The 26,895-nt window shown below is 68.9% G+C and carries 23 protein-coding genes and 1 tRNA gene; 13 read left to right on the plus strand and 11 right to left on the minus strand.

The window, feature by feature from the left end; all coding sequences use genetic code 11:
* Window positions 1-15: 15 nt before the first annotated feature.
* On the minus strand, window positions 16-1,833 hold the full coding sequence (locus RQG77_RS11080) for a DUF2207 domain-containing protein (protein WP_311244759.1): 1,818 nt from the start codon (window positions 1,831-1,833) through the stop codon (window positions 16-18).
* An 81-nt stretch (window positions 1,834-1,914) separates the two neighbouring features.
* Here RQG77_RS11080 and lysS point away from each other — a divergent pair, with 81 nt between their 5' ends.
* On the plus strand, window positions 1,915-3,441 hold the full coding sequence (gene lysS / locus RQG77_RS11085; RefSeq protein ID WP_311244760.1) for a lysine--tRNA ligase: 1,527 nt from the start codon (window positions 1,915-1,917) through the stop codon (window positions 3,439-3,441).
* Here the strand turns inward: lysS and RQG77_RS11090 are convergent.
* The gene (locus RQG77_RS11090) at window positions 3,434-4,552 is read right to left on the minus strand and encodes a DUF4192 family protein (RefSeq protein ID WP_311244761.1); all 1,119 of its coding nucleotides are present in this window, start codon (window positions 4,550-4,552) and stop codon (window positions 3,434-3,436) included. The two genes, lysS and RQG77_RS11090, sit on opposite strands and share 8 nt — an antisense overlap.
* A 112-nt stretch (window positions 4,553-4,664) precedes the next feature.
* On the opposite strand from RQG77_RS11090, the gene RQG77_RS11095 reads away from it, so the two are divergent.
* The 3 genes from RQG77_RS11095 to RQG77_RS11105 all read left to right on the plus strand — a co-directional run bounded on the left by RQG77_RS11095 (window position 4,665) and on the right by RQG77_RS11105 (window position 7,181).
* The gene (locus RQG77_RS11095) at window positions 4,665-4,838 is read left to right on the plus strand and encodes a hypothetical protein (protein WP_164481682.1); all 174 of its coding nucleotides are present in this window, start codon (window positions 4,665-4,667) and stop codon (window positions 4,836-4,838) included.
* Between the two features lie 97 nt (window positions 4,839-4,935).
* Window positions 4,936-6,396 (plus strand): cardiolipin synthase, encoded by a 1,461-nt coding sequence (gene cls, locus RQG77_RS11100; protein ID WP_311244762.1) that lies wholly within the window; start codon window positions 4,936-4,938, stop codon window positions 6,394-6,396.
* 59 nt (window positions 6,397-6,455) lie between these two features.
* Entirely contained in the window at window positions 6,456-7,181 is a 726-nt protein-coding gene (locus RQG77_RS11105; protein ID WP_311244763.1) for a hypothetical protein, read from the plus strand.
* Window positions 7,182-7,207: 26 nt separating this feature from the next.
* On the opposite strand, the gene RQG77_RS11110 is transcribed toward RQG77_RS11105, so the two are convergent.
* Window positions 7,208-8,206, minus strand: coding sequence for a diacylglycerol kinase family protein (locus tag RQG77_RS11110; protein WP_311244764.1), 999 nt, complete (start codon window positions 8,204-8,206; stop codon window positions 7,208-7,210).
* 75 nt (window positions 8,207-8,281) lie between these two features.
* Between RQG77_RS11110 and serS the strand changes: the two genes are divergently transcribed.
* From serS to RQG77_RS11130, 4 genes are all read left to right on the plus strand, one after another.
* A complete protein-coding gene (serS, locus tag RQG77_RS11115) occupies window positions 8,282-9,565 on the plus strand; it encodes a serine--tRNA ligase (RefSeq protein ID WP_311244765.1) in 1,284 nt (427 codons plus the stop codon).
* Window positions 9,562-10,383: an HAD family hydrolase gene (locus RQG77_RS11120; RefSeq protein WP_311244766.1), complete on the plus strand. Its 822-nt coding sequence runs from the start codon at window positions 9,562-9,564 to the stop codon at window positions 10,381-10,383. Before serS ends, RQG77_RS11120 begins: the two co-directional genes overlap by 4 nt.
* Before the next feature lie 42 nt (window positions 10,384-10,425).
* A tRNA-Ser gene (locus RQG77_RS11125) sits at window positions 10,426-10,510 on the plus strand.
* Between the two features lie 53 nt (window positions 10,511-10,563).
* Window positions 10,564-11,808: an LCP family protein gene (locus RQG77_RS11130; RefSeq protein ID WP_311244767.1), complete on the plus strand. Its 1,245-nt coding sequence runs from the start codon at window positions 10,564-10,566 to the stop codon at window positions 11,806-11,808.
* A 60-nt stretch (window positions 11,809-11,868) separates the two neighbouring features.
* On the opposite strand, the gene RQG77_RS11135 is transcribed toward RQG77_RS11130, so the two are convergent.
* The gene (locus RQG77_RS11135; RefSeq protein ID WP_311244768.1) at window positions 11,869-12,483 is read right to left on the minus strand and encodes a TetR/AcrR family transcriptional regulator; all 615 of its coding nucleotides are present in this window, start codon (window positions 12,481-12,483) and stop codon (window positions 11,869-11,871) included.
* Window positions 12,484-12,576: 93 nt separating this feature from the next.
* Here RQG77_RS11135 and RQG77_RS11140 point away from each other — a divergent pair, with 93 nt between their 5' ends.
* Entirely contained in the window at window positions 12,577-14,865 is a 2,289-nt protein-coding gene (locus tag RQG77_RS11140) for a glycoside hydrolase family 3 C-terminal domain-containing protein (protein ID WP_311244769.1), read from the plus strand.
* Between the two features lie 83 nt (window positions 14,866-14,948).
* On the opposite strand, the gene RQG77_RS11145 is transcribed toward RQG77_RS11140, so the two are convergent.
* Genes RQG77_RS11145 through RQG77_RS11165 form a run of 5 tightly spaced genes read right to left on the minus strand, consistent with a single transcriptional unit; the run spans window position 14,949 to window position 20,721 of the window.
* Window positions 14,949-16,391, minus strand: coding sequence for an aldehyde dehydrogenase (NADP(+)) (locus tag RQG77_RS11145; protein ID WP_311244770.1), 1,443 nt, complete (start codon window positions 16,389-16,391; stop codon window positions 14,949-14,951).
* A complete protein-coding gene (locus RQG77_RS11150; RefSeq protein WP_311244771.1) occupies window positions 16,388-17,554 on the minus strand; it encodes a mandelate racemase/muconate lactonizing enzyme family protein in 1,167 nt (388 codons plus the stop codon). The genes RQG77_RS11145 and RQG77_RS11150 overlap by 4 nt, the downstream gene beginning before the upstream one ends.
* The gene (locus tag RQG77_RS11155; protein WP_311244772.1) at window positions 17,551-18,450 is read right to left on the minus strand and encodes a 5-dehydro-4-deoxyglucarate dehydratase; all 900 of its coding nucleotides are present in this window, start codon (window positions 18,448-18,450) and stop codon (window positions 17,551-17,553) included. The genes RQG77_RS11150 and RQG77_RS11155 overlap by 4 nt, the downstream gene beginning before the upstream one ends.
* A gap of 10 nt (window positions 18,451-18,460) precedes the next feature.
* Window positions 18,461-19,396: an NAD(P)-dependent oxidoreductase gene (locus tag RQG77_RS11160; RefSeq protein WP_311244773.1), complete on the minus strand. Its 936-nt coding sequence runs from the start codon at window positions 19,394-19,396 to the stop codon at window positions 18,461-18,463.
* Window positions 19,393-20,721, minus strand: coding sequence for a Gfo/Idh/MocA family oxidoreductase (locus tag RQG77_RS11165; protein ID WP_311244774.1), 1,329 nt, complete (start codon window positions 20,719-20,721; stop codon window positions 19,393-19,395). The genes RQG77_RS11160 and RQG77_RS11165 overlap by 4 nt, the downstream gene beginning before the upstream one ends.
* A 129-nt stretch (window positions 20,722-20,850) precedes the next feature.
* Here RQG77_RS11165 and RQG77_RS11170 point away from each other — a divergent pair, with 129 nt between their 5' ends.
* The 4 genes from RQG77_RS11170 to RQG77_RS11185 are packed head-to-tail and all read left to right on the plus strand — an operon-like array spanning window position 20,851 to window position 25,474.
* Window positions 20,851-22,359, plus strand: coding sequence for a family 43 glycosylhydrolase (locus tag RQG77_RS11170; RefSeq protein WP_311244775.1), 1,509 nt, complete (start codon window positions 20,851-20,853; stop codon window positions 22,357-22,359).
* A 2-nt stretch (window positions 22,360-22,361) separates the two neighbouring features.
* Window positions 22,362-23,378 (plus strand): LacI family DNA-binding transcriptional regulator, encoded by a 1,017-nt coding sequence (locus RQG77_RS11175; protein ID WP_311244776.1) that lies wholly within the window; start codon window positions 22,362-22,364, stop codon window positions 23,376-23,378.
* The gene (locus RQG77_RS11180; protein ID WP_311244777.1) at window positions 23,375-24,175 is read left to right on the plus strand and encodes a DUF6807 family protein; all 801 of its coding nucleotides are present in this window, start codon (window positions 23,375-23,377) and stop codon (window positions 24,173-24,175) included. The genes RQG77_RS11175 and RQG77_RS11180 overlap by 4 nt, the downstream gene beginning before the upstream one ends.
* A 3-nt stretch (window positions 24,176-24,178) precedes the next feature.
* On the plus strand, window positions 24,179-25,474 hold the full coding sequence (locus RQG77_RS11185; protein ID WP_311244778.1) for a serine hydrolase domain-containing protein: 1,296 nt from the start codon (window positions 24,179-24,181) through the stop codon (window positions 25,472-25,474).
* A gap of 31 nt (window positions 25,475-25,505) precedes the next feature.
* Here RQG77_RS11185 and RQG77_RS11190 read toward each other — a convergent pair whose 3' ends face one another.
* Both RQG77_RS11190 and RQG77_RS11195 read right to left on the minus strand, forming a co-directional pair.
* Window positions 25,506-26,444, minus strand: coding sequence for a carbohydrate ABC transporter permease (locus RQG77_RS11190; RefSeq protein WP_311244779.1), 939 nt, complete (start codon window positions 26,442-26,444; stop codon window positions 25,506-25,508).
* Complete coding sequence (locus tag RQG77_RS11195; protein WP_311244780.1) at window positions 26,441-26,869, minus strand: hypothetical protein; 429 nt, start codon at window positions 26,867-26,869, stop codon at window positions 26,441-26,443. The genes RQG77_RS11190 and RQG77_RS11195 overlap by 4 nt, the downstream gene beginning before the upstream one ends.
* Window positions 26,870-26,895 lie beyond the last annotated feature (26 nt).

Here is a 26,895-nt window from a genome sequence, read left to right on the forward strand (position 1 = left end):
GGAGGATCTCCGAGGTCAGCGGCCGCCCGAGAAGCCGCCTCCTCCGCCTCCGCCCGAGAAGCCTCCGCCAAAGGACCCGCCGGAGCTCGACGAGCTGCTCGCGCTCGGGGCCGAGTAGCTCGCGGCCGCGTTCGACGAGGCGGCGAATGCGACCAGCTGCCCACGCACGAAGGGTGAGCCGGGATCGCCGATCCACGCCGCCCCGCGTTGTTCCGCGGTGTAGGCGCTCTCGAGCACCTGGCCCCATTCGTCCTCCATGCCGAACAGCATCGCGTAGGGGAGGAGGCGCTCGTAGACGACGATCACGCTCGCGCTGCCGTCCTGGCGACGTTCGGCGCCCGAGTACGACTGGAGCATCTGCAGCCGGTCGGCCTCGGCCACCCGGATGAACTCCTTCACTCCCATGAGGTACTCGTATTCTCGGGCGCCTTCGGCGGTCAGGACCGTGTGCTTCGAGAAGCTGTAGAGCGAGGAGAGAAGCACGAGGAACAGACCGAATGCGATGGCGATGAATGCGGGCAACGCCGTGACCCTGCCGGCGATGATGCCCCACAGGCCGAGACCGAAGCCGACGACCGCGACGGCGATCGCACACCACTGCAGGATCATCGCGCCCCGGCTGCGCGCCTTCGTCACCAGACCCCGCGACATCGACGCGTCGGCGCCGGTCTTCGCCAGGGCTGTCATGCGTGCGGCGAAGTCCTCGCTCGAGCTCGGGAGCTCGGCGACGCCATCGGCGTCGGCATCTGTGAACAGGGCATCGAGCGCCTCGACGTCGAGCTGGTCGGGGAGACGGCCTCCGGGGAGGCGACGGAGCCGCGGCTCCTCGGTTTCGGAGCTTTCCTCGATGCGCAAGGTGCCGCGCACGGCGAGGTGGACGATCTCGGCGGGGATCGCATCCTTCGCCCCGGGCACGATCGCTGCGGCGAGCAGCGGTGGCATCGAGTCCGGAACGTCGTACTGGGCCACGATGACGCCGCTGGAGGTGCGGCGGGACCGCTTGAACGACGACACGGCGAACCAGCCGCCGACCGAGAGGCCGAGTCCGCCGAGCGCGGCGATCGCGGGCACGGTGTCGGTCACGGGATCGGGTCGACGAGCCGCCGGCTGTTCGGTAGTGCCTGATTCGAAGCCGACTGCGAGGGTCACGCCTTCGCCCGGGGACAGCTCGTTCGCCTCGACGTGGAACTCCGAGCCGCCCGATGACCGGGTGAGGGGGCATTCGCTCGTCGAGCCCGCAAAGCCGACGTAACAGCGCACGTCTCCGGTCATGCGCTCGGTCATCTCGTCGTCGAACACCACCTCGGCGCGGAACTCCTCGATGAGCTGGGTGCTGTCGAGGGGGAGGAGGTCCCAGTAGAACTCGTCGACGCCCGTGTCAGCCGCCAGGACGACGTCGCGCATCTCGTACTCGATCACGTAGGTCGTGAGCCCCTGCACGTAGTCGTCGTCGCCCGTGAGGACGTAGAGCAGCCCGTCGTCCTCATCGGTCTCGTAGGGCACGTCCGCGCCGGTCTCATCGGTCACCGAGAGCACCTGGAGCTCGAGCCAGGCGTTCTCGTAGCTCGTAGGCAGCCCGCGCACGATGCCCTTGTTCTGGTCGGAATCCGGGAATCTCGCCGTCAGCGACTCGGTCACGTGCATGCGCGAGCGGCCCTCGTCGTCGAGGCTCACGTCGAACCGTGCGTCCCATGAGGCATAGGAGAAGTCATCGACGTCTGCGTCGGCGCTGGTGTTGGCGCTCGCCGCAGTCGCGGAGGCGGCCGGCGCCAGCAGTGCCGTGGCGGCAAGACCGACCGTGACGAGAGCGGGGGCGAGGCTGATGGCTGCCATGCATCGAGGCTACCCAGACTCGACCGCGGGGTGAGGGACGCGACCTCGGTAAACTGGACACGACTTTCAAGGAGCCCCCGAATGACTGACGCGTCTGCCGCGCCCGAGACGGCCACCGCCGCCACCGAAGAAGACGTCCACGAGCAGAAGGCCGTGCGTCTCGCCAAGCGCGAGCGCCTGGTCGCGAATCGGGCGGATGCCGCGGGCGGGGCCTTTCCGGTCAGCGTTCCGGTGACGCACCAGATCCCCGCTCTGCGCGCCGAGTACGACGATCTCGAGGCAGGCGCCGAGACCGGCGTCGTCGTCGGCGTTGCCGGCCGTGTCGTGTTCAGCCGCAACACGGGCAAGCTCTGCTTCGCCACGCTGCAGGCGGGAGACGGATCGCGTATCCAGGCGATGATCTCGCTCGCCAACGTCGGCGAGGAGTCGCTCGCCGACTGGAAGGAGTATGTCGACCTGGGCGATCACGTGTTCGTGCACGGCGAGGTCATCTCCAGCCGTCGTGGCGAGCTGTCGATCATGGCCGACGGATGGACGATCGCCTCGAAGGCGATCCTGCCTCTCCCGAACGCCTACTCGGAGCTCAGCGAGGAGGGCCGCGTCCGCAGCCGCTACCTCGACCTCATCGTCCGTGAGCAGGCGCGCACCACCGTCCGTGCCCGTGCCGCGGTCAACGCCAGCCTGCGCGCGACGTTCGGCAGCCATGACTACCTCGAGGTCGAGACGCCGATGCTGCAGGTGCAGCACGGAGGAGCGTCGGCGCGTCCGTTCGTGACGCACTCCAACGCGTTCGACACCGAGCTGTACCTGCGCATCGCTCCGGAGCTCTACCTGAAGCGTGCGGTGGTCGGTGGCATCGAGCGGGTCTACGAGATCAACCGCAACTTCCGCAATGAGGGCGCCGACTCGACCCACAGCCCCGAGTTCGCGATGCTCGAGGCCTACCAGGCCTACGGCGACTACAACCAGATGGCCGCGCTCACGCAGGAGCTCGTGCAGCAGGCGGCGGTCGCGGTGTCGGGTTCGACCACCGTGACCTGGGCCGACGGCACCGAGTACGACCTCGGCGGCGAGTGGGACCGCATCTCGATGTACGAATCGCTGTCGGCGGCGTCCGGCCGCACGATCACCCCGCGCGACCCGGTCGAGGACCTCATCGCCTTCGCCGAGGCCAACGGTGTGGATCTGCCGGCCCAGGCGACGCACGGCAAGCTCGTCGAAGAGCTGTGGGAGCACTTCGTGAAGGGCGACCTCGTGCGCCCCACCTTCGTGATGGACTTCCCCGTCGATACGTCGCCCCTCGTGCGCGAGCACCGGTCGATCGCCGGCGTGGTCGAGAAGTGGGACCTGTACATACGAGGCTTCGAGCTGGCGACCGGATACTCCGAGCTCGTCGACCCGGTCATCCAGCGCGAGCGGTTCGTCGAGCAGGCGAAGCTCGCCGCCCGCGGTGACGTTGAGGCGATGCCGGTCGATGAGGAGTTCCTCCGGGCTCTCGAGCACGGCATGCCGCCGTCCGGTGGCATGGGCATGGGCATCGACCGCCTGCTGATGGCGATCACCGGGCTCGGCATCCGCGAGACCATCCTGTTCCCGCTGGTCAAGTAACCGCCGACGCGCCGCGTCGGAACGCCCACTCCGGCAGCATCGCTGCGCCGATCATCGTCTCGAGCAGGGCCGCGAGGCCGTACTCGGGGTCGATCTCGCGCACGAGGTCGAGGTAGTGCGCCGCATGGCTCGATCGGCCGAGCGCCCACGACAGCCATGCGGCCGCAGTGAGCGGGCCGAGCCGTGACTCGAGTGGTGCGCGGGCGGCAGCTGAGCGCACCAGGGTGAGGGCTCGCCGGAGTCGCTCGGGGTCGGGCGCCGCGCCCCGGCCCAGGAACACGTCGCCGAGGTCGTCGGGCACGGTCGACCTCGTGTCGGCGAAGGCGAGCTGCGCCTCGAGCGTGCGTGCGCCGCCCAGAGCATCGGTGGCCCACTGCGTCAGCGCCACATCGCGGAAGAGCGGACGATCGAGGCACCAGAGCAGTGCGGCCGTCGCGAACGGTGGGAGGTCGTCGGGTGAGGCGAGCACCGACTCGAAGAACGCAGGGACGTCCTCGAGAAGGACGAGGGCCGCGAGCGCCTGCGGGTTCTCGACTCCCGACAGATCGCCCGATCTGCTGCGCTCGAGGAGGTCGGTGATGTCGCGCAGTGCTCGCGCCACGCGTTCCTTCGCGGCGAGATCGACGCTCGGAAGTGGGGCACCGGCCAGCTGGTCGCCCGACACGTCTCCGACGCCCGGCACGTCGGGAGAAGCGCGCTCGAGTGAGCGGAGCTCGGGCTCGCCGTCGAGGTAGCTCGACCAGCCGTCGGCCGTGACGCAGAGTGCGTCGACGATGCGGAGTCCTGCATCCTCGGCGCGCCCGAGCACCTCGTCGACCTCGACGGCGAACGGCAGGACGAGTCCATCGCGTGTCGAGTGCACCTCGTCATCGGTGTACACGACCACGGCGACGGCATCCGTCCTGTCGACCCGGGACGCCAGTCCGATCGCCGCATCCGCGTAGTCCCGCAGATCGACGTCGTCTCTCGGGAGATCGAGTCGCATCGCTCCGCAGGTGCGGGAGCCGTGGAAGGGCAGCAGGACGAGGCTCTCCGTGGGGGTGAAGCCTGCGAGGGACGGGACGATGCTGAGGAACTCAGCGGAGCCGGAGGCTCGGAGCACTGTTGTCATGCTGCGAGTGTCGTCGCGCCGCCACCGCAGCGGGGCGAATCCACAGCCGAGGCCGCCCCTGTCCCGTGGGCTTTCGAATGTGGAGGAGCAGTCGGTCGCGTACCATGGAGCCATGGAGAACTTCTGGCTCGCAGCCGCATGGTCGATCATCCCGACCATCGGAGTGAGCGTCGTGTTCTTCTTCGTGCTCCGGGGGATCCTGCGCTTCGATCGCACCGAGCGCAAGGTGCATGCGCGCATCGAGGCCGAGGAGCGCGCCGCGCGCGGTCTGCCCCCGCGCTCCTGAGCGACGTCCGAACCATCGGCTACTGTGTAGCCAGTGCACCTCCCAGGTGCCCACTGAGGCGCACCGTCGAAGTGCCGACCGGCCGAGAGGACGAGGGATGACGCCCGAGACCTGGGCCTGGTGGATCACGGCGTTCCTGCTCGCCCTCGATCTGGCGATCCGCATCACGGCGATCATCATCATCCCGCGCAACCGGCGCCCCACCGCGGCGATGGCCTGGCTGCTCGCGGTGTTCTTCATCCCGTTCGTGGGCGTGTTCCTCTTCCTGCTCATCGGAAACCCGCGCCTTCCGCGTGCGCGTCGGCGCAAGCAGGACCAGATCAACGAGTACATCGCCGAGACGAGCGAGCACCTGCACTTCGGCACCCTTCGACCGAACGCTCCGAGCTGGTTCCCCCCGCTCGTCGAGATGAACCATCGGCTCGGCGCCCTGCCCATCTCCGGCGACAACGGAGCGCACCTGATCTCGGGATATCAGGATTCGCTCGATGCGATGGCCGACGAGATCCGCAAGGCCGAGGACTACGTCCACGTCGAGTTCTACATCCTGCAGTCCGACGCATCGACCGACAACTTCTTCCGCGCGATGGAAGAGGTGGCCGCGCGCGGGGTGCACGTCCGTGTGCTTCTGGATCACTGGGCGAACCGGTGGAAGCCGAAGTACCGCCAGACGATCAGTCGACTGAACCGTATGGGCGCGAACTGGCATCTGATGCTCCCTGTGCAGCCGCTCAAGGGGCGCATGCAGCGACCCGACCTGCGCAACCACCGCAAGCTCCTCGTCGTCGACGGCAAGGTCGCGTTCCTCGGGTCGCAGAACGTCACGGACTCGACGTACAACCTCCCGAAGAACATAAAGCGCGGTCTGCACTGGGTCGACCTCATGGTGCGCATCGACGGCCCCGTCGTCCTGAGCGTCAACGCGATCTTCCTGAGCGACTGGTACAGCGAGACCGACGAGGTGCTGCAGGAGATCGACATCTCGCACGCCGAAGCGGGTTCGGGAGACCTCGACTGCCAGGTCGTGCCGTCGGGACCGGGATTCGAGGTCGAGAACAACCTGCGACTCTTCCTCGGGCTGCTGTACGCGGCCAAAGAGAAGATCATGATCGTCAGCCCCTATTTCGTCCCCGACGAGGCGCTGCTGCTGGCGGTGACCGCCGCGGTCGACCGTGGCGTCGTGGTCGAGCTGTTCGTCTCGGAAGAGGGCGACCAGGCGATGGTCTACCACGCCCAGCGCAGCTACTACGAAGTGCTGCTGAAGGCCGGCGTCCGCATCTGGATGTACCGCAAGCCCTACATCCTGCACACGAAGAGCCTCACGATCGACGATCAGGTCGCCGTGATCGGATCGAGCAACATGGACATGCGATCGTTCGGTCTCAACCTCGAGGTGTCGATGCTCGTGCGCGGCGAGGAGTTCGTGACCGAGATGCGTGAGGTCGAAGACCACTACCGCTCGCTCAGCCGGGAGCTCACTCTGGAGGAGTGGATGCAGCAGCCGCTGCGCTCGACCGTCCTCGACAATCTCGCGCGACTCACCTCTGCGTTGCAGTAGCCCGCCGATCCGCCCGGATGGGGTGCCCGCCGATCATGTCGGCCGCTACCCTGTTGTGCATGGCCACCCCCACACGCCTCATCGCCGCCCTGTCCGCCCTCGCCGCAGTCGCGCTGATCGCCGGATGCACGTCGACCCCCGGTGCGGACGCACCCACGAACGCGCCGTCGACCTCGCCGTCGGCGGGGAGCGACGATGACTTCGACGACGTCGAGGGCGCGCTTCTCGACGACGGGCGGATGTTCGCGGTCGTGACCTGGGGCTCATCCACCTGCGTTCCGCAGGTCGACCAGGTGTCGGCCGAGGGTCAGACCGTGTCGGTCGAACTCGTCGACGCCGACGCAGACGCCGCGTGCACGGCGGACATGGTGCAGCGCGCGAGCGTCGGGGCGCTTCCCGACGGAGTGGACCCGACGAAGGAGATCACGCTGCAGGTGACGTACGGCGATGCGTCCGATGACGTCGACCTCGACGGTGACCCGTCCTTCTCCGGCACGCCGGGGTCATCGACCGAGTACACGCCGAGTGCAGGATGGATCGGCGACGGCTCGCTCGTGCTGCTCACCTGGGGCTCCTCGAGCTGTGCCCCCGTGGTCGAGGGTGTGGAGGGCGCGGGTGCGACGGGAACCGCCACCTTCGTGACCGATGACACCCAGGTGTGCACCATGGACATGGCACCTCGGGCGACGATCATCGCCTTCGGCGACGATGCCGTGGACGACGACGCCTTCACCCTCACGCTGGTCGGCGGCGGGCTCGACGGCACGGTCGAGGTCCGTGGCTGAAACGACGCGCTGACCCGCTCCGCGGATCAGAGCCCGGCGACCGGATGGTCCGCGGGGAGGGCGAGCAGCAGCGCGCCCGGATCCACCCGGCAGGTGATGCGCACTGCGGTGCCGAACTCGTCGCCGTCGAGTTCGATCGGGGTGGGTGAGCTCGCGGCCGCCTCGGCGACGCTTCCGCGGAAGTAGTGCACCGACGCATCCCGGCCGCGGCGTTCCAGCACGCGGCGACCGGCGCGCGAGCGGCGGAGCACCGAGTTGTCCCACCAGATCTTGCGCCAGACGCCGAGCCACCCCAGCATCCCCGTCGGCTGGATCACCGCGACATCGAGGATGCCGTCGGTGATGGATGCGTCGGGGATCAGCGCGATGCCCGCCGGAAGCAGGCCGCAGTTGGCGAAGAGGATGCTGTGCACCTTGGTCGAATGCAGCCGCCCGTCGTCGATCTGGAACACCGCGCGGAACGGCTCGGCCGTCACCAGAGACCTCGCGGCGCCATCGACGTAGGCGATCCACCCGACCGATTTCTTGAGGTCTGATCGCGTGTTCGCGATCATGTCGGCATCCAGCCCGACTCCGGCGAGGACGACGTAGGCGTGCTCCTCGTGCTCGCCGTTCTCACGGGTGAGCCGCGCCCACCCGATGTCGATCGCGTGGCGGAAGTCGCCCAGAGCTGCGCGGATCATCTCGTCGGGGTTGCCGAGCGGAAGACCGACGTTGCGCGCCAGAAGATTTCCCGTGCCGCTCGGGAGGATCGCGAGAGGCACCCGGCTGTTCGCGATGGCCTCCGAGACCGCGCGCACCGTGCCATCGCCCCCGGCGACCAGGACGACATCGACCTCACGCGCGAGCGCCTGAGCCGTCGCCTTCTGCCCAGGGTCCTCGATCGTGGTCGGATAGAACGCCGGATGCTCCCAGCCGGCCTCGCGGGAGAGTGCGCGGACCCTCGCGCGCAGATGCTTCCCGTCGACCTTGATCGGGTTGTACACGAGCGCCGCCTGTCGCCGGGCAGGGGCGCTCATCATCATGGCGCTACTCTAGCCCCGGCATCCGCCCCACTCGTTCGCGGAGGACTCGCCCGGCCCGCACCATAGACTTGGTGGATGATCGACCTCGCACTCCTCCGCGACAACCCGGAGATCGTCCGCCGCTCTCAGGCCGCCCGTGGCAACGACCAGGGCACCGTCGACATCGCACTCGAGGCCGATCGATCGCGTCGCGCAGCCCTCGCCGCTTTCGAAGAGCTGCGCGCCGAGCAGAACGCGTTCGGCAAGCAGGTCGCGAAGGCGCCCAAGGAGGAGAAGGCCGCGCTCGTCGCGCAGGTCAAGGATCTCTCAGAGCGCGTCAAGCAGGCGCAGCAGACCGCGAACGAGGCGTCGGATGCGGCATCCGCCGCTCTCGCCCGCATCGAGAACGTCGTCGTCGACGGCGTGCCTGCCGGAGGGGAGGCCGACTTCGTCGAGCTCCGCCGCGTGGGGGAGGTCCCCGCGTTCGACTTCGAGCCCCGTGACCACCTGGAGCTCGGCGAGATCCTCGGCGCGATCGACATGGAGCGCGGCGCCAAGGTCTCGGGTGCGCGCTTCTACTTCCTCCGCGGCATCGGCGCTCGTCTCGAGATCGCGCTCATGAACCTCGCGCTCGACAAGGCGCTGCAGAACGGCTTCGTGCCGCTGATCACCCCCACGCTGGTGCGCCCCGAGATCATGCAGGGCACCGGGTTCCTGGGCGAGCACGCCGACGAGGTCTACCACCTCGACAAGGACGACGACCTGTACCTCGTCGGGACCAGCGAGGTCGCCCTCGCCGGGTACCACAAGGACGAGATCCTCGACCTCGGCAAGGGCGCGCTGCGCTATGCCGGCTGGTCGACCTGCTACCGGCGCGAGGCGGGCTCGCATGGCAAGGACACCCGCGGCATCATCCGCGTGCACCAGTTCAACAAGCTCGAGATGTTCGTATACACGAATCCCGAGGACGCCGAGGCGGAGCACCTGCGCCTCGTGGCGCTGCAGGAGGAGATGCTGACCTCGCTCGGCCTCGCGTACCGGGTGATCGACGTGGCTGCCGGCGACCTCGGATCGAGCGCCGCGCGCAAGTACGACATCGAGGCGTGGGTTCCGACGCAGGGTGCCTTCCGCGAGCTGACGTCGACCTCCAACTGCACCACGTACCAGGCTCGTCGACTCGACATCCGTCACCGTCCGGAGGCTCAGGACGGTCAGACGGCCAAGACCCAGCCCGTCGCCACGCTCAACGGCACCCTCGCCACCACTCGCTGGATCGTCGCGCTGCTCGAGACGCATCAGCAGGCGGACGGCTCTGTACGCGTGCCCGAGGTACTGCGCCCCTACCTGGGCGGCCTCGACGTGCTGGAGCCTGAGGCATGACAGCGCCCTGGCTCGTCGGCCTCGACGTCGATGGCACGATAATCCTGCAGGACGAGTCGATGAGCCCCGGCGTCCCCGAGGCCGTCGCGCGACTGAGGGGTGCCGGTCACGAGGTGACCATCGCCACGGGGCGCAGCTGGATGGCCACACGTCGCTACGTCGAACTGCTCGGTCTGACGGCCGAGTTCGTCGTCTGCTCGAACGGGGCCGTGACGATGCGGCGCGTCGGCGACGAGTGGGAGCGGTGGCACATCGAGGTCTTCGACCCCGCGCCGGTTCTCGCGCTGCTGCGAGAGCGGCTGCCGGAGGCACGATACATGGTCGAGCTCGGGTCGGGCCTGCGCCTGTACACCGAGCACCTCGATGACTGGACGCTCGACGGCGGGCGTCAGGTCGGGTTCGAGGAGCTCGTCGCCGAACCTGTCTCGCGCGTCGTGGTCGTCTCTCCGGGGCACGACGAGGAGGACTTCCATCGGCTCGTCTCGGATGCTGGGCTCAACGAGGTCTCGTACGCGATCGGCTGGACGGCCTGGCTCGACATCGCCCCGCAGGGCGTCGACAAGGGCACGGCGCTGGAGCGCGTGCGCACCGAGCTCGGATTCGAGCGCGGCCAGGTGCTCGTCGCCGGAGACGGCCGCAACGACATCGGGATGTTCGGCTGGGCGCTCGGGCTCGACGGGCGTGCGGTGGCGATGGGACAGGCCCCCGACGAGGTCAAGGATGCCGCCGGCGAAGTGACCGCGAATGTCGAGGACGGCGGTCTGGCGGCGGCGCTGAACACGCTTCCAGCACCTGCCCAGGTCAGCGCGGGAGAATAGAACTCGGCTAGACTCACGGCTTGTCGGCAGATTCGTCTGTCGGGAGGGTTGTCCGAGCGGCCGATGGAGCTGGTCTTGAAAACCAGTGGGCAGAGATGTCTCGTGGGTTCGAATCCCACACCCTCCGCTTTACAGGGAACGGTGTATCCCCGCACCGCACGCTGAACCGAAAGGCCCCGAGTGAGTCCGAACACCCGACGCCGTCGTACCATCGCGCGACACGGTCAGCTGCGCACTCCCGGACCACTGAACCAGCTTCTGAAGTTCATCGCGATCGGTCTCGCCGTCGTCCTCGTCAGCGGCGCGAGCGTCGCCGCGTACGTGGTCTACGACCTCTCCAGCACCGTCACCGCGAACGCGGTCGAACTCGAGACGAAGACCGAGTTGCCGCCGGACATCGGCGAGTACAAGGAGGGCTTCAACCTCCTGCTCACCGGCGTCGACACCTGCGAAGAGGCATATGCGGCCTACTTCGGCGACCGGTGCAGCGGCTCGGACGCCGAGGGCACCCTCAACGACGTGAACCTGCTCGTGCACGTCTCTCAGGAGCCGCGCCGCATCACCGTCGTCAGCTTCCCCCGCGACCTGTTGCTGTCGATCCCCGAGTGCGAGGATGCCGAGGGCGACGTCCACTCCGCGATGAGCAAGCAGCCTCTGAACGTCGCGTACACCGACGGCGGACTTAACTGCGTCGCGAAGACCGTCACCGAGCTCACCGGCCAGGAGATCCAGTTCGCGGCTTCGGTGACGTTCGGCGGTGTGATCGAGATCACCAATGCGATCGGCGGCGTCGACGTGTGCCTCGCGACCCCGATCAAGGACCGCTACACGGGTCTCGATATGACCGCCGGCACGCACACCGTGCAGGGCCTCGAGGCCCTGCAGTTCCTGCGTACCCGCCACGGTGTCGGAGACGGCAGCGATCTCGGTCGTATCGGCAACCAGCAGCAGTACATGTCGAGCCTCGTGCGCAAGCTGATCAGCAGCGAGACGCTCGGCAACGTCCCGATGATGCTGAAGCTCGCGAACACCGGACTCAGCAACGTCGAGGCCAGCACTTCGCTCGCCGATCCGATGAAGATCGTGCAGATCGCTCTGGCTGTGAAGTCCGTGCCGTTCGAGGACATCGTCTTCCTGCAGTACCCGACGGGAACCGACGCGGCCAACCCGAACAAGGTCGTCGCGAACAAGACCGCCGCCCAGGCCATGTGGGACGCGATCAACGCCAACGCGCAGCTGCAGGTCACGCACGAGAACACCGCGAACGACGGCGTCGTCGTGACCGATCCGGTCCCGGCGGCTCCCACGGACGCGGTCGCGACGCCGGATCCTGCGGCGACCCCCGACAACGTGGTGGCTCTGCCCGACTCGATCAAGGGCAACTCGGCCGCCCAGCAGACCTGCTCGAACGGAAACGTCCGCTGATCCGCGAGATCACTCGCTGAGAGCCGCCCCTCCTCGTACCGGGAGAGGCGGCTCTCGCGTTCAGGCCTCGGGTGTCGGCTCCGCCGGCGGCGACGTCGCCTCGGGGGTCGGCGGGTAGAGCACGTCCATCAGCGCCTCGATGATTCCCGGCATATCGACGGATCGATCGATCATCCATTGCAGCTGCAGTCCGTCGGAGACGGCCTGGATCACCCTGGCCATGGTGTCGGGGTCGAGGGCCGCGCGACGCTCATCGCCGCTCTCGAAGGCGACCGCGATGCTCTCCCGCAGTCTTTCGCTGCGATCGAGGAAGTATCGGTGGGCGGGATGCTCAGGGTCGACGGCATCGACCGAGAGGCGGGAGAACAGCTCGACGACCCCGGGGACCTCCGCGTTGCGGCGGATCACGTCGACGAAGGCGGCCTTCGCGTCGGCTGGATCCGACGGCTGCGGACTCATCAGATCGTGCTCATCGCGGGTGCGGAGCACCTCGGTGAACAGTTCCTCTTTGCTCCCGAAGTAGTGCAGGAGGGCCGCCGGGGTGACCCCGACGACCTCGGCGATCTGCTTGAGCGAGGCGTTCTGGTACCCCTTGCGCCCGATCACATCGAGCGCGCTCTCGAGGATCTCTCCGCGTCGTGCGACGCCCTTCGCGTAAGAACCTCGTCGTGTCATCTCTCGAGAGTAATCCTGAACAACGTTTGAAATCCAATACCTACTCGCATATAGTTTTCGCAAGACACTGCTGTCGCCTGCGAAAGGAAGACCATGACCGAGCCCTCGGCATCCGACCTCACCCTCGAAGAGAAGGCTTCGCTCACGAGCGGAGCGGACTTCTGGACGACCAAGGCCATCGACCGCATCGGCCTTCCGTCGATCATGATGACCGACGGCCCGCACGGCCTCCGCAAGCAGTCCGGAGGCACGGATCACCTCGGCCTCGCCAGCAGTGTGCCCGCCACGTGCTTCCCTCCCGCCGTCGGCATCGGGTCGTCGTTCGACCCCGAGCTCATCGAGCGCGTGGGCGCCGCGATCGGCGTGGAAGCCGCGATCGAGGACGTCGCGATCGTGCTCGGCCCCGGCATCAACATCAAGCGCTCGCCGCTGTGCGGACGCAACTTCGAGTACTTCTCCGAAGACCCGATCGTGTCGGGCGTCCTCGGCGCGGCATCCGTGCGCGGCGTGCAGTCGCAGGGTGTCGGCACGTCGCTCAAGCACTTCGCGGCCAACAACCAGGAATTCGACCGGATGCGCGCGAGCTCCGACGTCGATCCGCGCCCGCTGCACGAGATCTACCTGCGCGGGTTCGAGCGCGTCGTCAAGGACGCCCAGCCGTGGACGGTCATGTGCTCGTACAACCGTCTCAACGGTGTGTACACCTCGGAGGACCCGTGGCTGCTCACCCAGGTGCTGCGCGACGACTGGGGCTTCGACGGCCTCGTCGTGTCGGACTGGGGCGCGGTGAACGACCGGGTCGCCGGCGTCGCCGCCGGACTCGACCTCGAGATGCCGTCGTCGGGCGGACGCACGGATGCTCAGCTCGTCGCTGCCGTGCGCGCGGGTGATCTCGCCGAGAGTGTGCTCGACACCGCGGCAGCCCGAGCCATCGACCTGGTCCGCAAGGCCGGCGAGCGTCCGGCCGTGTCAGGGCCGTTGGACATCGACGCCCACCATGCGCTCGCGAGGGAGGCCGCCGGTCGCTCGATCGTGCTGCTGAAGAACGACGGCGACGTGCTTCCGCTCGCTGCCGGCCAGAAGGTCGCGGTCATCGGCGCCTTCGCCACCGAACCGCGCTTCCAGGGCGCGGGATCGTCGCTGATCAACCCGACCCGAGTCGACAAGGCGCTCGACGAGCTGCGCGCGCTCGGAGGCGACGACGTGTCGTACGCGCCGGGCTTCGCCGTCGTGGGTGGGGCTGTCGCGGCATCCGGTCGCTCCGATGACGACCTGCGCGCCGAGGCGGTGGCCACAGCATCCGCAGCCGACGTGGCCGTCGTCTTCCTCGGGCTTCCCGCCGCGGAGGAGTCGGAGGGCTTCGATCGCGAGCACATCGACCTCCCCGCCGACCAGCTCGCGGTGCTCGATGCCGTGATCGAGGCGAACCCCGCAACCGTGGTCGTGCTCTCGAACGGCGGCGTCGTGGCGCTGCCGTTCGCAGACCGCGTGCCGGCGATCGTCGAGACCTGGCTGCTCGGCCAGGCAGGCGGAGGCGCCGTCGCCGACGTGCTGTACGGTGCGGTGAACCCGTCGGGCAAGCTCACCGAGACCGTCCCGGTGCGACTCGAGGACAACCCCTCGTTCGGCAACTTCCCTGGGGAGTTCGGTCATGTCCGCTACGGCGAGGGTGTGCTGGTCGGCTACCGCTGGTACGACGCGAAGGGCCTCGACGTCTCGTTCCCGTTCGGCCACGGCTTGTCGTACACGACGTTCTCCTACGGAGAGGCCTCGGTGTCGGCCGACGCAGACGGCGACATCGTGGTGCGGGTCGACGTCACCAACACGGGAGCGCGCGACGGCCGCGAGGTCGTGCAGGTGTATGTCGCTCCCGTCGCATCGTCGGTGCAGCGCGCGCCGCGTGAGCTGAAGGCCTTCTCGTCGGTGGCGCTGGCCGCGGGAGAGACCCGCACGGTCGAACTCGTCGTCCGCCGGGAGGACCTGGCGTACTGGGACATCCGTGTCGATCGATTCATCGTCGAGAGCGGTGAGTGCACGGTCGAGGTCGCGGCGTCGAGCCGTGACATCCGCTCGTCGTCGACTGTCTCGGTCGAAGGCGACGTCGTCTCGCTGCCCCTGACGATGAACTCGTCGATCGGCGACGTGGTCGCGCACCCCGTCGCGGGCCCGATCGCGATGGCCGCACTCGGCGGATTGATGGACGGGCTCACCGGAGCCGACTCGTCGGCCGCGTCGATGATGCCGAACGACGAGGCGATGGAGAAGATGATGGCGTCGTTCCCGATCGGACGCCTGATCGGCTTCCCCGGCGTGGATGTGACCTACGAGCAGATCGAGCAGCTGCTCGCCGGCGCGAACGCGGGAGTGCTGACGCAGAGCTGACCGCCCTCCCCGGATGCCGAAACGCCCTCTCCGTCCTGCGACGGGGAGGGCGTTTCGGATCGTGCGCGATTCCGGTGCCGCGATCAGGCCGGCAGCACGAGCGCGCCGTTGCGGCGGTGCGGAAGCCGCGTGAGCGCCTCGTCGCGGAGTGCCTCGGGCAGGAGTGCTTGCGGTGCGTCCTGGAACGCGAGTGGGCGCAGGAACCGGCGGATCGCGGACGCGCCGACCGAGGTGTGCAGCGACGTCGTCGCCGGCCACGGGCCACCGTGCTGCTGCGACCAGGTCACCGCTACGCCGGTCGGCCAGCCGGAGAACAGCACGCGTCCTGCACGCTCCTGCAGCAGGTCGAGCGTCGTGGCGGAGTCTTCGCCCGGTTCGGCGTGCAGGGTCGCGGTGAGGCTCCCCGGCACGGTGGCGAGCGCCGCGTGCAGGTCGGACTCGGAGTCGTAGCGGACGATGAGGGTGACCGGGCCGAAGCATTCCTCGAGCAGCGTCTCGGGCCGCGCGGCCACTGCACGCGCATCGGTGAGCAGGGCGACCGGGCGCACACCGTCGACCTCGGCGCCCTCGGCGAGGATCGACACCGAGGGGTCTCCCTCGAGGTGAGCGAGGCCGGCGGGGAACGCCGCTGTGATCCGATCGGTGAGCAGTGGGCCGCCCGAGGTCGCGGGCACGGCGGCAGCGACGGCATCCTCGAATCCCGAGCCTGCGGGAACGAAGACGACACCCGGCTTGGTGCAGAACTGGCCGACGCCGAGCGTGAACGATCCGACGAGCCCCTGAGCCAGGGAGTCACCGCGTGCGGCGACCGCGGCTTCGGTGATGACGACCGGATTGATGCTGCCGAGCTCGCCGTAGAACGGAATCGGGTCGGGGCGCCCCGAGGCGAGGTCGAACAGTGCGCGTCCGCCCGACACCGAACCCGTGAAGCCGGCGGCCCGGACGAGCGGATGCTGCACGAGCGCGTTGCCCGCTTCGCGACCCTCCACGAGCGCGAGGGAACCGGCGGGGGCCCCTGCGGCCTCCAGTGCTGCGGAGACGAGCTCGGCGGTGCGCGCCGACAGTCGAGGATGGCCCGAGTGCGCCTTCACGACGACCGGATTTCCGGCGGCGAGGGCCGAGGCCGTGTCGCCACCGGCGACCGAGAACGCGAAGGGGAAGTTGGACGCCGAGAAGACGGCGACCGGGCCGAGAGCGGTGAGCAGGCGGCGCAGCTCCGGTCGCGGCGGGGTGGCGCCGGCATCCGCATCATCGACCGTGAGTTCGAGGTACGACCCCTCCTCGACGACCGTCGCGAACAGCCGCAGCTGGCCGCTCGTGCGGGCGACCTCGCCGGTCAGGCGGGTCGCGCCCAGGCGGGTCTCCTCATCGGCGATCGCGACGAGTTCGGCGACGTTCGCGTCGAGCACATCGGCCGCAGCGCGCAGCCAGCTCGAGCGGTCCGAGGCGGGCGAGCGACGCCAGATCGGGGCGGCGGCGGCTGCGGCGCGGACGATCGCGTCGAGGTCTTCGGGAGACGTGGTCACGAGGGGTCCTTTCGTGCGGTGAACGCGGGGATATCGAGCAGAGGGGCGTCGGTACGTGCGGTGGCGTCGGTGAGCGTCGGTGTGTCGAGCAGAGGGGAGAAGCGGATGCCGAGGCCGTCGTGTGCGTTCTCGGTGAGCCAGCCGTGGGCGATCGTCACGGGCGAGGGGTCGACCAGGGCGCCGAGCGCGCCGAACCCGGCGTCCTCGACGTCTTCGACGAGCACCTCGGCCGCTGTCTCGGGCAGCGTCAGAGCGAGCTGTCCCGAAAGCTCGGGTAGCAGATGCGGATGCAGGGCGGCGCCGTGCGATGCCGCCAGCTCGGCGATGCGGAGGAACGGGGTGATGCCGCCGACACGCACGATGTTGGGTTGCACGATCTGTGCCGCCCCCGCGCGCAGGAAGTCGCCGAAGCGGTGCACGGTATGAAGGTTCTCGCCGAGCGCGATCGGCACATCGATGCGCCGTGCGAGCTCCGTGTGGCCGTCGAGGTCGTCGGCCCGCAGCGGTTCCTCGATCCAGGCGAGGTCGAACCTGGACAGAGCCTCGACCGACGTGGTCGCGCGCGCAAGGTCCCACCGCTGGTTCGCGTCGATCATCAGAGACCGATCGGACCCCAACAGCTCGCGGACGGCGGCGACGCGATCGAGGTCTTCGGCGAGATCGGGCTTGCCGACCTTGATCTTCACGGCGGTGAACCCCGAATCGATCCACCGCTGCACCTGCGCGAGCAGCTCCTCGAGCGGATAGTGCAGGTTCACTCCCGAGCCGTAGGCGCGCACGCGCTCGCGGCGGCGGCCGATCAGTCCTGACACCGTGTCGCCGGCCGACCGGGCCTCGGCATCCCACAGCGCGAGATCGAGCCCTGCCAGCGCGATGGTCGTGATGCCTCCGCCTCCGGCTTCGTGCAGGTGCTCCCACAGACCCTGCCAGGCCTCGCCGGGGACGGCCGATCGTCCGACGGCGGCGGGTGCGATGTCGTGTTCGAGCAGAGCCCTCACCGCGGGCGCCCCGATCTGCGGGCTCCACGAGAAGCCCCAGCCCTCGACGCCGTCGGAGCGCACGACATGCGTCGCGATGACGCCGACCGAGGTGACGTCGGCAGCCCACGGGCGCGTCAGCGGCACCCGCTGCAGACGCGTCGTCAGACTCCGGATCGTGGTCACAGCAGCGCGCGTCCTGCGGCGAGGATCTCGGCGAGGCGTGCCTCCTGGGCGGGCGTCGGGTCGACGAGCGGTGCGCGTACCGACCCGACCGCGAGTCCCGACAGCCGTAGCCCCGCCTTGATCAGAGAGACGCCGAATCCGAGGGTCTCATCGCGGAGCTCGACGAGAGGTCGGTAGAAGCCGTCGAGCAGGGCGAGGCGCCGTGCCTCGTCTCCCTCGGCGTACGCGCGGTAGTAGGCGTTCGCGATGTCGGGCGCCATGGCGAAGGCGGCCGATGAATAGAGGGGAACGCCGATACCGCGATACGCGCCCTGCGTGAGCTCGGCCGTGAGCAGCCCGTTGAAGAAGGCGAAGTCCGAGCGGCCCTCCTCGGCGACGGCGCGGACGATCAACTGCGTCGCACCGATGTCGCCGGTGCCGTCCTTGAAGCCGACGACCTTGGGGTTCGCGACGAGTCGGCGCACCGTCTCGACCGAGTACTGCGCGCTTCCGCGGTGGTAGATGATCACCGGCAGGTCTGCGGCGTCGATGATCTGCTCGACGTAGGCGGCGAGCCCCGCCTGTGTGCCGCCGACGAGATAGGGCGGCAGCACGAGGAGTCCGTCGGCGCCGGCATCCGCTGCGGCCTTCGCCACCTCGATCGCGTGGCCGAGCGGACCACCGGCACCGGCGATGACCGGTACACGTCCGGCCACAGCGCTGACAGCCGTGCGGGTGACGGCGGCGGCCTCGCTCTCCGACAGGGCGTGGAACTCGCCCGTGCCGCACGCGGGGAACACTCCGCCGGCTCCCGCCTCGACACCGGTCGCGACATGGGCGGCGAGCAGCTCGTGGTCGATCGTGCCGTCAGCGGTGAACGGGGTCACCGGGAAGAAGAGGATTCCATCGAAGTCCATGTCGAGCCTTTCAGGAGACGGATGGGGCGCCGGATGCGGTGGCGGATGCGGTGGCGGAGGCGAGCTCGGCCCGCCAGCTGCGGGTCGGGTGCCAGCCGAGCAGACGGGCGGCCTTGGCGGACGAGAAGGCGGGGGCGCTGCCGGTCAGGGCGCTGGCCGCGTTCTCGGTGCCGGGGTGGAACTGCGGAAGCAGCTCGCTGAGGGGGCGGCGGGCGAGCGCATCGTCGGCGCCGACGAAGAAGACCTCGCCGTTCGGGATGTCGTCGAGGGCGGCGAGCAGGGTGTCGGCGAAGCCGGCCACGTCTCGGGCGTCGACGTAGTTGAACAGGGCGGGCGCAGACAGCGCCGGGTCGTCGAGTCGCTCGAGCACGGTGTGCCCCTGCTGAGTGGGAGCGCCGGCCCATTCTTCGGGGGCGATCACGTAGCAGGGGCGGAAGGAGGCGAAGCGCACGTCGTCGCCGGTCTGACGTCGCAGCATGTCGACGGTCTGCTCGATCAGCAGCTTCGACAGGGCGTAGGCGTTCCACGGCTCCGCGGCTGATGTCTCATCGAGGGGTAGTCGCTCCGGCGTCCATCCGCGGGGAGCGCCGTAGCCGATCACGGTCGGGCTGGACGCAGCGACCACCCGATGGATGCCGGCGCGCACCGCTCCGCCGAGCACCGACTGCGCGAGAGCGCCGTTGGTGCGGAGGATCACGTCTTCCGGGGCGCTGAACGGCACCGCGATCGCTGCCAGGTGTATGAGTGCGTCGGCCTTCGTGCCGGCGAGTGTCGAGGCCGTGGCATCCGCATCGGTCAGGTCGAGGGAGAACTGCGTGATCCCGAGGTGATCGAGGTCGTCCGTCGGCTCGCGATCGATCGAGACGATCTCGTGCCCGGCATCGGCGAGGCCCGTCACGAGCGTGCGCCCGAGCCGACCGGATCCGCCGGTGACGACGATCCTCATCGCCGTGCCAGCAGGGCGATCCCCAGCTCGTCGACCTTCACGGGCAGCCCCGTCTCGAGCGAGCGGTTGCCGGCGATGCCGACGGCGATCGAGCGGATGCCGTCTGTCCAGTCCGCCGGGCGGGCGAGCGGGTCGTCGCCCGGGCCTTCGAAGACATCCGAGAGCAGTAGGGCATCGCCGCCGCCGTGCCCGCCGTCGCCGCCGTCGATAGGCACCTCATAGGCCGCTTCCCAGTGCCGCTGCACGAGTATGCGCTCGCCTTCGGGGCGCAGCGCGGTGGTGCCGTCGCCACCCGAGAGGCTCGGGTCGATGTGAGGGTGCAGCCCCTCGCCGGCGAGCACGGCTCCGCGCTCGACGACCTCCAGCTCGACCCGACCGAGCGTGCCGTTGACCGCGACGCGGTAGCCCTCCCACGGTGAGTGGGCGTTCAGCGAGTAAGACATGGTCGCGCCTGAGGCGTAGTCGACGACGAGCGCGAGGTTGTCTTCGATGGTGATGCCCTCGCTGAACACGTCGAGGTCGCGCACATAGCCGTCGTGCTGCTCGGCTTCGAGGTAGAGCGCGGTCAGGCGCTCATCCGTGCGGAGGTCGAGTTCGAAGAGGTCGCCCCCGTCGTGGGTTCCTCGCGCCGGTCGTTCGCCGAGGCCGCGGCTGGCCGCGTTCTCGGCGCCGTAGAAGCGCAGGCCGCCCGACGCATAGACGCGGGTCGGCTGCGAGCGGATCCACCAGTTGACGAGGTCGAAGTGATGGCTCGACTTGTGTACGAGCAGTCCACCCGAGTTCTTCTTCTCGCGGTGCCAGCGGCGGAAGTAGTCGGCGCCGTGGTTGGTGTCGAGCATCCACTGGAAGTCGACGGAGGTGACCTGCCCGATCGTGTCGTCCTGGATGATCTGGCGCAGTGCGCTGTTGCGGGGGGAGTATCGGTAGTTGAACGTCAGCACGACCTGACGGCCGGTGCGCTCGACAGCGTCTTCGATGCGGGCCGCGCTCGCCGCGTCGATCGTCAGCGGCTTCTCGACCACGACGTCGGCGCCTGCCTCAAGTGAACGCACGATGAGCTCGGCGTGCAGGTCGTCGCGCGAGCAGATGATGACGCGGTCGACGCGTTCGTCGCGGATCACCTGCTCGAGCTCGTCGGGGGTCGCGAGGCGGGGAGCGGGTGCACCGGCGTCGACCGCGCGTTCGGAATGGAAGGCCGCGCGCACGGGGTTGGGCTCGACGATCGCTACCAGTTCGGCGCGGTCCCGGTGTACGCCGGTGATCGCATCGACATACATCTGTGCGCGGACTCCGGCTCCGGCGAGGGCATAACGCAGACGGGACATCAAACACTCCGAATCTCAGGAAACGTTTTCTCAGAATAGCAGGAACCGCGACCCTCCGATAGCTTCTCTCCACGATCCGGATGATTGCCGTCGTGGACAGGAACCGGTTTCCCGACTACCTTGAGACGGATGAAACTCATCGAAGACGTGAGCTCCTATCGCAACCCGATCATCGATGCCGATGTTCCCGACCCCGACGCCATCCGCGTCGGAGATCGCTTCTACCTCGTGGCGTCGAGCTTTCACCGTGCCCCCGGACTGCCGATCTTCGCATCGGACGATCTGGTCACATGGGAGCGCATCGGCCATGCGCTCGACGGCTCGGTTCCGGAGGCATGGTTCGCGCAGCCCCGACACGGCGGTGGTGTGTGGGCGCCGTCGATCCGGCACCACGACGGATTCTTCCACGTCGTCTACCCCGACCCCGACCAGGGGGTCTTCGTGGTCACCGCGGTCGACCCTGCCGGACCGTGGTCCGAGCCGCATCTGCTGCTCCCCGGTCTAGGCATCATCGACCCGTGCCCCCTGTGGGACGACGATGGTCGCACATTTCTCGTGCACGGCTGGGCGCGCTCACGGGCGGGACGCAAGAACATCGTCACCGTGATCGCCGTCGATGCCGAGTTGAGGAACCCGATCGGCTCTGCCATCGACGTCATCGACGGTGACCTCCTCGACGGATTCTCGACGCTCGAAGGGCCCAAGTTCTACAAACGTGATGGCGAGTACTGGATCTTCGCCCCGGCCGGCGGTGTCGCCACCGGCTGGCAGACCGTGTTCCGTGCGCCGACGCCGTTCGGTCCGTACGAGCACCGCATCACCCTCGCGCAGGGGCAGACGCCGGTGAACGGCCCGCACCAGGGCGCCTGGGTCGACGACGGTCATGGTGGTCACTGGTTCCTGCACTTTCAGGACCGCGATGTCTACGGCCGGGTGCTGCACCTGCAGCCGATGGCGTGGGGCGCCGACGGGTGGCCCGTGATGGGTGAGGCGGTGAGTGGCGGCGACGCGCAGCCGGTGCTGCGGCATCCGACCCCGTTCGGCACGGCTCAGGGCCCGCGCACTCTCGCGCGATCCGATGATTTCGTCGACGGACGGCCGAGCGATCACTGGCAGTGGGAGGCGAGGGTCGATCCTGAGACGGTGGTCGGCGAGGGGTCAGGGCTGGGCCTGCGGGGAAGCCCGGACGGCGGCAATGTGCGCACTCTGCCCCGGGTGCTCTCGCAGAACCTCCCCGGTCAGCCGTGCGTCGCTCATGTCGAGGTCGCGTTGCAGACCTCCGGCGCGGACGAGCGCGCCGGCATCGCCGTGCTCGGCAGAGACTACGCCTGGGCGGGCATACGACGCGCGGATGCCGGCATCGAGGCCGTCGTCGCGGTCCGCACCCGCGACGACCAGGCGGAGCGCGTCATCGCGACGTTCCCGCTCGACGATGCTCGCATCCGGGTGGGCGTCACCGTCGATGCCGATGCCCGCGTGCGTTTCACGCTCGGCGCGACCCCGGTCGATCCGCAGTTCACCGCAGTGGAGGGCCACTGGGTCGGCGCGTCGCTGTCACTGTTCGCCGCAGCCCCGTACGGAGCACCTGAGGCGATCGGACGCTTCGCAGACTTCACGATCGACGCGCAGGAAAGCTGACCATGGCCATCAGACGGGCACGCAGCACCCCCACGCGCGAGACGACGATCAATGACATCGCCCGTGTGGCTGGGGTCTCGAAGGCGACGGTCTCGCGCGTCGCGAACGGCGTGAGCACCGTGAACGAGGAGATCGCGCAGCGGGTCCGCACGGTCATCGACGAGCTCGGATACACGCCGAGCCAGACCGCCAGGTCGCTGTCGCTCGGCTCGAGCCGCACGGTCGGGGTGCTGCTGCCCGACCTGGGGAACCCCATGTTCCACCAGGTGCTGCACGGCTTCAATCGCGCCGCGTCGCAGGACGGCTATCACGTGATCGTCACGGATGCCTTCGAAGACGCCGATGCCGAGGCGGAGCTCGCCAGAGACCTGCGCGACCGAACCGATGCCGTCGCGCTGTTCGCGCCTCGAATGCCGAGGGAGAGCCTGCTGCAGCTGCTGCCGAGGGTGGCACCGGTCGCGGTGTTCAACCGCACGACCGGCAAGAACGCCGGATCGGTGCTCATCGACTACCACGAGGGGATACTCCTGCTCGCGCGTCATCTGATGCAGCTCGGTCACCGCCGCATCGCGTTCCTCGCCGGTCCCGCCTACGCGCGGGCGAACTGGGAACGCGAGCGCGGACTCGACGAGCTGCGAGGCGCAGAATCCGACGTCGAGATCATCGATGTGCCGTGCGGTCACTCGTTCGAAGACGGCTACGACGTCTGGCCCGCTCTGCGCGCGACAGGCGCCACAGCCGTGATCGCATACAACGACGTCGTGGCGCTCGGGCTCCTCGGCCGTCTCTCGGAGGAAGGCGTCTCAGTGCCTGAGGAGATCTCGGTCGCCGGATTCGACGACATCCCGTTCTCGCGCTTCTCCTCGCCGTCTCTCACCACGATGACGTCGAGGTTGTCAGAGATCGGCGCGCGCATCTGGGAGGTGCTGCGCGCCGAGATGACCGACGATCCGATTCGCGAGCCGATCATGTTCTCTCCGGAGCTGGCGACCCGCGCGAGCACCAGGGCGATCTCGTGAGCGTCGACCTGCTCGTGACCGAGTCGGGCGGCGTCCGCTATCACGACGGCATCGATGTCGATCCGCTGCTGTCTGCGCGCCCCTACCTCACCGCCACGACGGCGGGCGGTGTCGCCGCGACCGCCGTCGGTCCCGACGACCACCGGCATCACCTCGGCGTGAGCGTGGCGATCCCCGACGTGAACGGCACGACGTTCTGGGGCGGGCGCACCTTCGTGCGCGGCGAGGGCTCGCGGATGCTGGCGAATCACGGCCGGCAGGTGGAGCGTTCACGCGAGGTCGGCCAGGGGCGGGTCACCCAGGAGCTGGTCTGGGTCACCCCCGACGAGACTGCGTTGCTCGACGAGCGTCGCACCATCATCGCTCGCGCCGGCGGAGACGGGATCGATGTGCTCTGGAGCACGGTCCTGACCGCCGCCCACGGTGCGGTCAGCGTCGGCAGCCCGCAGACCAACGGCCGCGACGGCGCCTTCTACGGAGGGATCTTCTGGCGGGCGTCGTTCCTCACCGGGCGGGTGCGCTGTGCGGGCGGTGACGGGGCGGATGCCGCGCACGGCTCGCTCTCGCCGTGGCTCGCCGTCGACGGGCCGGGCGTCTCGCTCGTCGCGACCACCTCGAACCACGACATGCCCTGGTTCGTCCGCGCGGACGGGTACGTCGGCTTCGGCCCTGCCGTCGCCGTGGGCGGGCGCAGAGCCCTCGCCGCCGGCGAAGAACTGCAGCTCGACCTCCGAGTGTCGATCCTCGAGCGCCCGCCTGTCGATCCGGCAGCCGTCGCACGACGACTGAGTGCGTGAGCCATGGCCGCACAGCTGCAGCAGATGCTCGACCGGGCGCACGCCGCCGATCTCGCGATCCACTCTCTCGCCGTCAGCGTCGCCGGCGAGGATGTCGTTCGCGCCGGGGTCGATCCGTGGGGACACGATGTGCCGCACCGGATGTACTCGGTGTCGAAGTCGGTCACGGCGATGGCGATCCTGCTGCTCGCCGAGGAGGGGCGGCTGGGTCTCGCCGACCCGATCGCCGACCACTTCCCGGAGATGGGGCCCGTGCACCCGTGGCTCGCCGCCACCCGCATCGACGACATGCTCGCGATGACCGGACCGCACAGCCGCACCACCTACGACGCCGACGGCGACGGATGGCTGGAATCGTATTTCCGGGTGCCGCCGACCCATCGACCCGGCACGCTGTTCACCTACGACACCAGCGCGAGTTACGTGCTCAGCGCCCTGGTCGAACGGCTGGCGGGGATGCCGATGCTCGACTATCTGCGGCCGCGGCTGCTCGATCCGCTCGGCGCGGGGCACAGCATGACGTTCCTCACCGGGCCTGAGGGGATCAGTCACGGCGGTTCGGGGCTGATCGCCGCGCCGGCGGACATGCTGCGAGTCGCGCAGGCCGTGAACGGCGAGGTCGAGGTTCTGCCGGCATCCGTCCGGGAGAGGCTGCTCGAACACCGCAGCAGCCCGGCGACCCAGACCTGGGGCGCGGCACTCCGTCACGGGTATGGACGGCAGGTCTGGCTGCCGGGCGAGGGATGCTGGCTGATGTTCGGACTGGGCGGGCAGCTGGTGTACGGAGACCCGTCCCGGCGGATCGCCGCGGTGGTCACTGCGGACACGACCACCCTGGCCAGTGGGGATCAGCGGCTCGTGGACCTCGTGGTGGCGGCCCTCGGAGGCGACTTCGATGGCGACGTGCTGCTGTACCCACCGACGCCGCCGCACGACCCGGAGTCGGCGCGGCCCCTGCGCGGCGATTGCACACTGGTCTCGGGCGAAGGAGCGCCGCAGCGAATCACCGTCGACGCCGACGCCGACGGTGGCGAGCTCGACGTCGCCGGGTCTGCTCTGCGGTTCGACACCGCGCGCCCCACGGTGACGACGCTGCCGCTCGGCGACGCGGTCGTCACTGCAGGGTGGTCAGCGCCCGGCGTGCTCGACGTGCGGGTGAGCGCGTCCGCCGACGACATCGCATCGGTGCGGCTGCGGTTGGTCGCGACCGATGACGGCATCCTCACCGTCATGTCGCAGGGGTTCGGACCGGGGATCGGACCCGAATGGACCTGGCGCGGCAGCTACCTGGCGTCGTGATTCGTGCGGCCGCGTCGCGAAGCGGCGGGGGTCAGCCCTTGACCGAGCCGATCAGCGCACCCTTGACGAAGTAGCGCTGCACGAACGGGTAGACGAGCAGCATCGGCAGCGTGGCGACGAAGATGACGGCCATCCGCACCGACTGCGCGGGCGGCACGACCTCGACGGCCGCACCGTCGGCGTTCATGCCGCTCGCGACGATCACGATCTGGCGCAGCAGCACCTGCATGGGCCACAGCTCGGAGCTGTTGATGTAGAGGATCGCGCTCTGGTACGTGTTCCAATAGTAGACGGCGTAGAAGAGCCCGATGGTCGCGATCGAGGCCAGCGACAGCGGCAGCACGATGCGCCAGAAGACGCCGAGCTCGCTGCAGCCGTCGATCCGCGCGGCCTCCTCGAGGCTCTCCGGGATGCCCTGGAAGAAGCTGCGCATGATCACGAAGTTGAACGCGTTGATCGCGACCGGGATGATCAGCGACCACAGCGAGTCGATCAGGCCGAGGTTCTTCACGACGATGAAGGTCGGGATCATGCCGCCCGAGAACAGCATCGTGAACAGCACCAGGAAGTTGATCACCCGGCGACCCTTCAGGTGCTTCTTCGACAGCGCGTAGGCCATGAACGCCGTGAGGATCAGGCTGATGAACGTGCCGCCGATCGTGACGATGGCTGACACCCCCAGGGCGCGGAAGATGGTCGGGGTGGAGAGGATGTAGCGATACGCGTCGAGACTGAAGGTCTCGGGCCAGAGGATGAACGGCCTCGTCGCCAGCTCGCCCGGCGTCGCCAGCGAACTCGCCAGCACGTTCACGAACGGCAGCAGGCACGCCAGGGCGAACGCCGTAAGGATCACGGCGTTGACCACCATGAAGACGCGGCGGCCGGGAGTGACCGAGCGGCGCTTGCGCGCGGCCTCTCGCACGCGGATCGGGACGGTGGCGTCGTCGACGCGGGGCAGGGTGCTGGTCATGACGAACTCCGAGGGGTTGCGGTGCGCACCGCGAACAGTGCGGCGGAGACGAGGAAGAAGAAGGCGACCGGGTACAGCACGAACTGCGTGCCGAACAGGCAGGCGAGTCCCGCGGCGAGGAAGCAGAAGCCGGTCGCCCGGCGGCGCGGGCGCAGCCGGGCGAAGAAGAAGCCGATCGCGGTGCACAGCGCGACCGCGATGAACGAGAACCCGAACCACGCGGCCATCGTGTTGAGCACGACATGCGCGTCGGCGTCAGCCAGGTCGAGGCCCGCAGCCCGGAGGGCGGGGACGATCGTCGATTCGAGGGTGGCGTCGTCGCTGCGGGTGATCACCAGGGCGAAGCCGCCCTGCAGCACGGCGCACGCGGCCATGCCGATGCCGGCGATGATGAGCTCGGCCCGGCGCCGGAACGGGGGTGACACGGTGTCCGCCTCCCGGACGGCCGTGG

The organism is Microbacterium sp. WCS2018Hpa-23 (assembly GCF_031843845.1).
Taxonomy (GTDB): domain Bacteria; phylum Actinomycetota; class Actinomycetes; order Actinomycetales; family Microbacteriaceae; genus Microbacterium.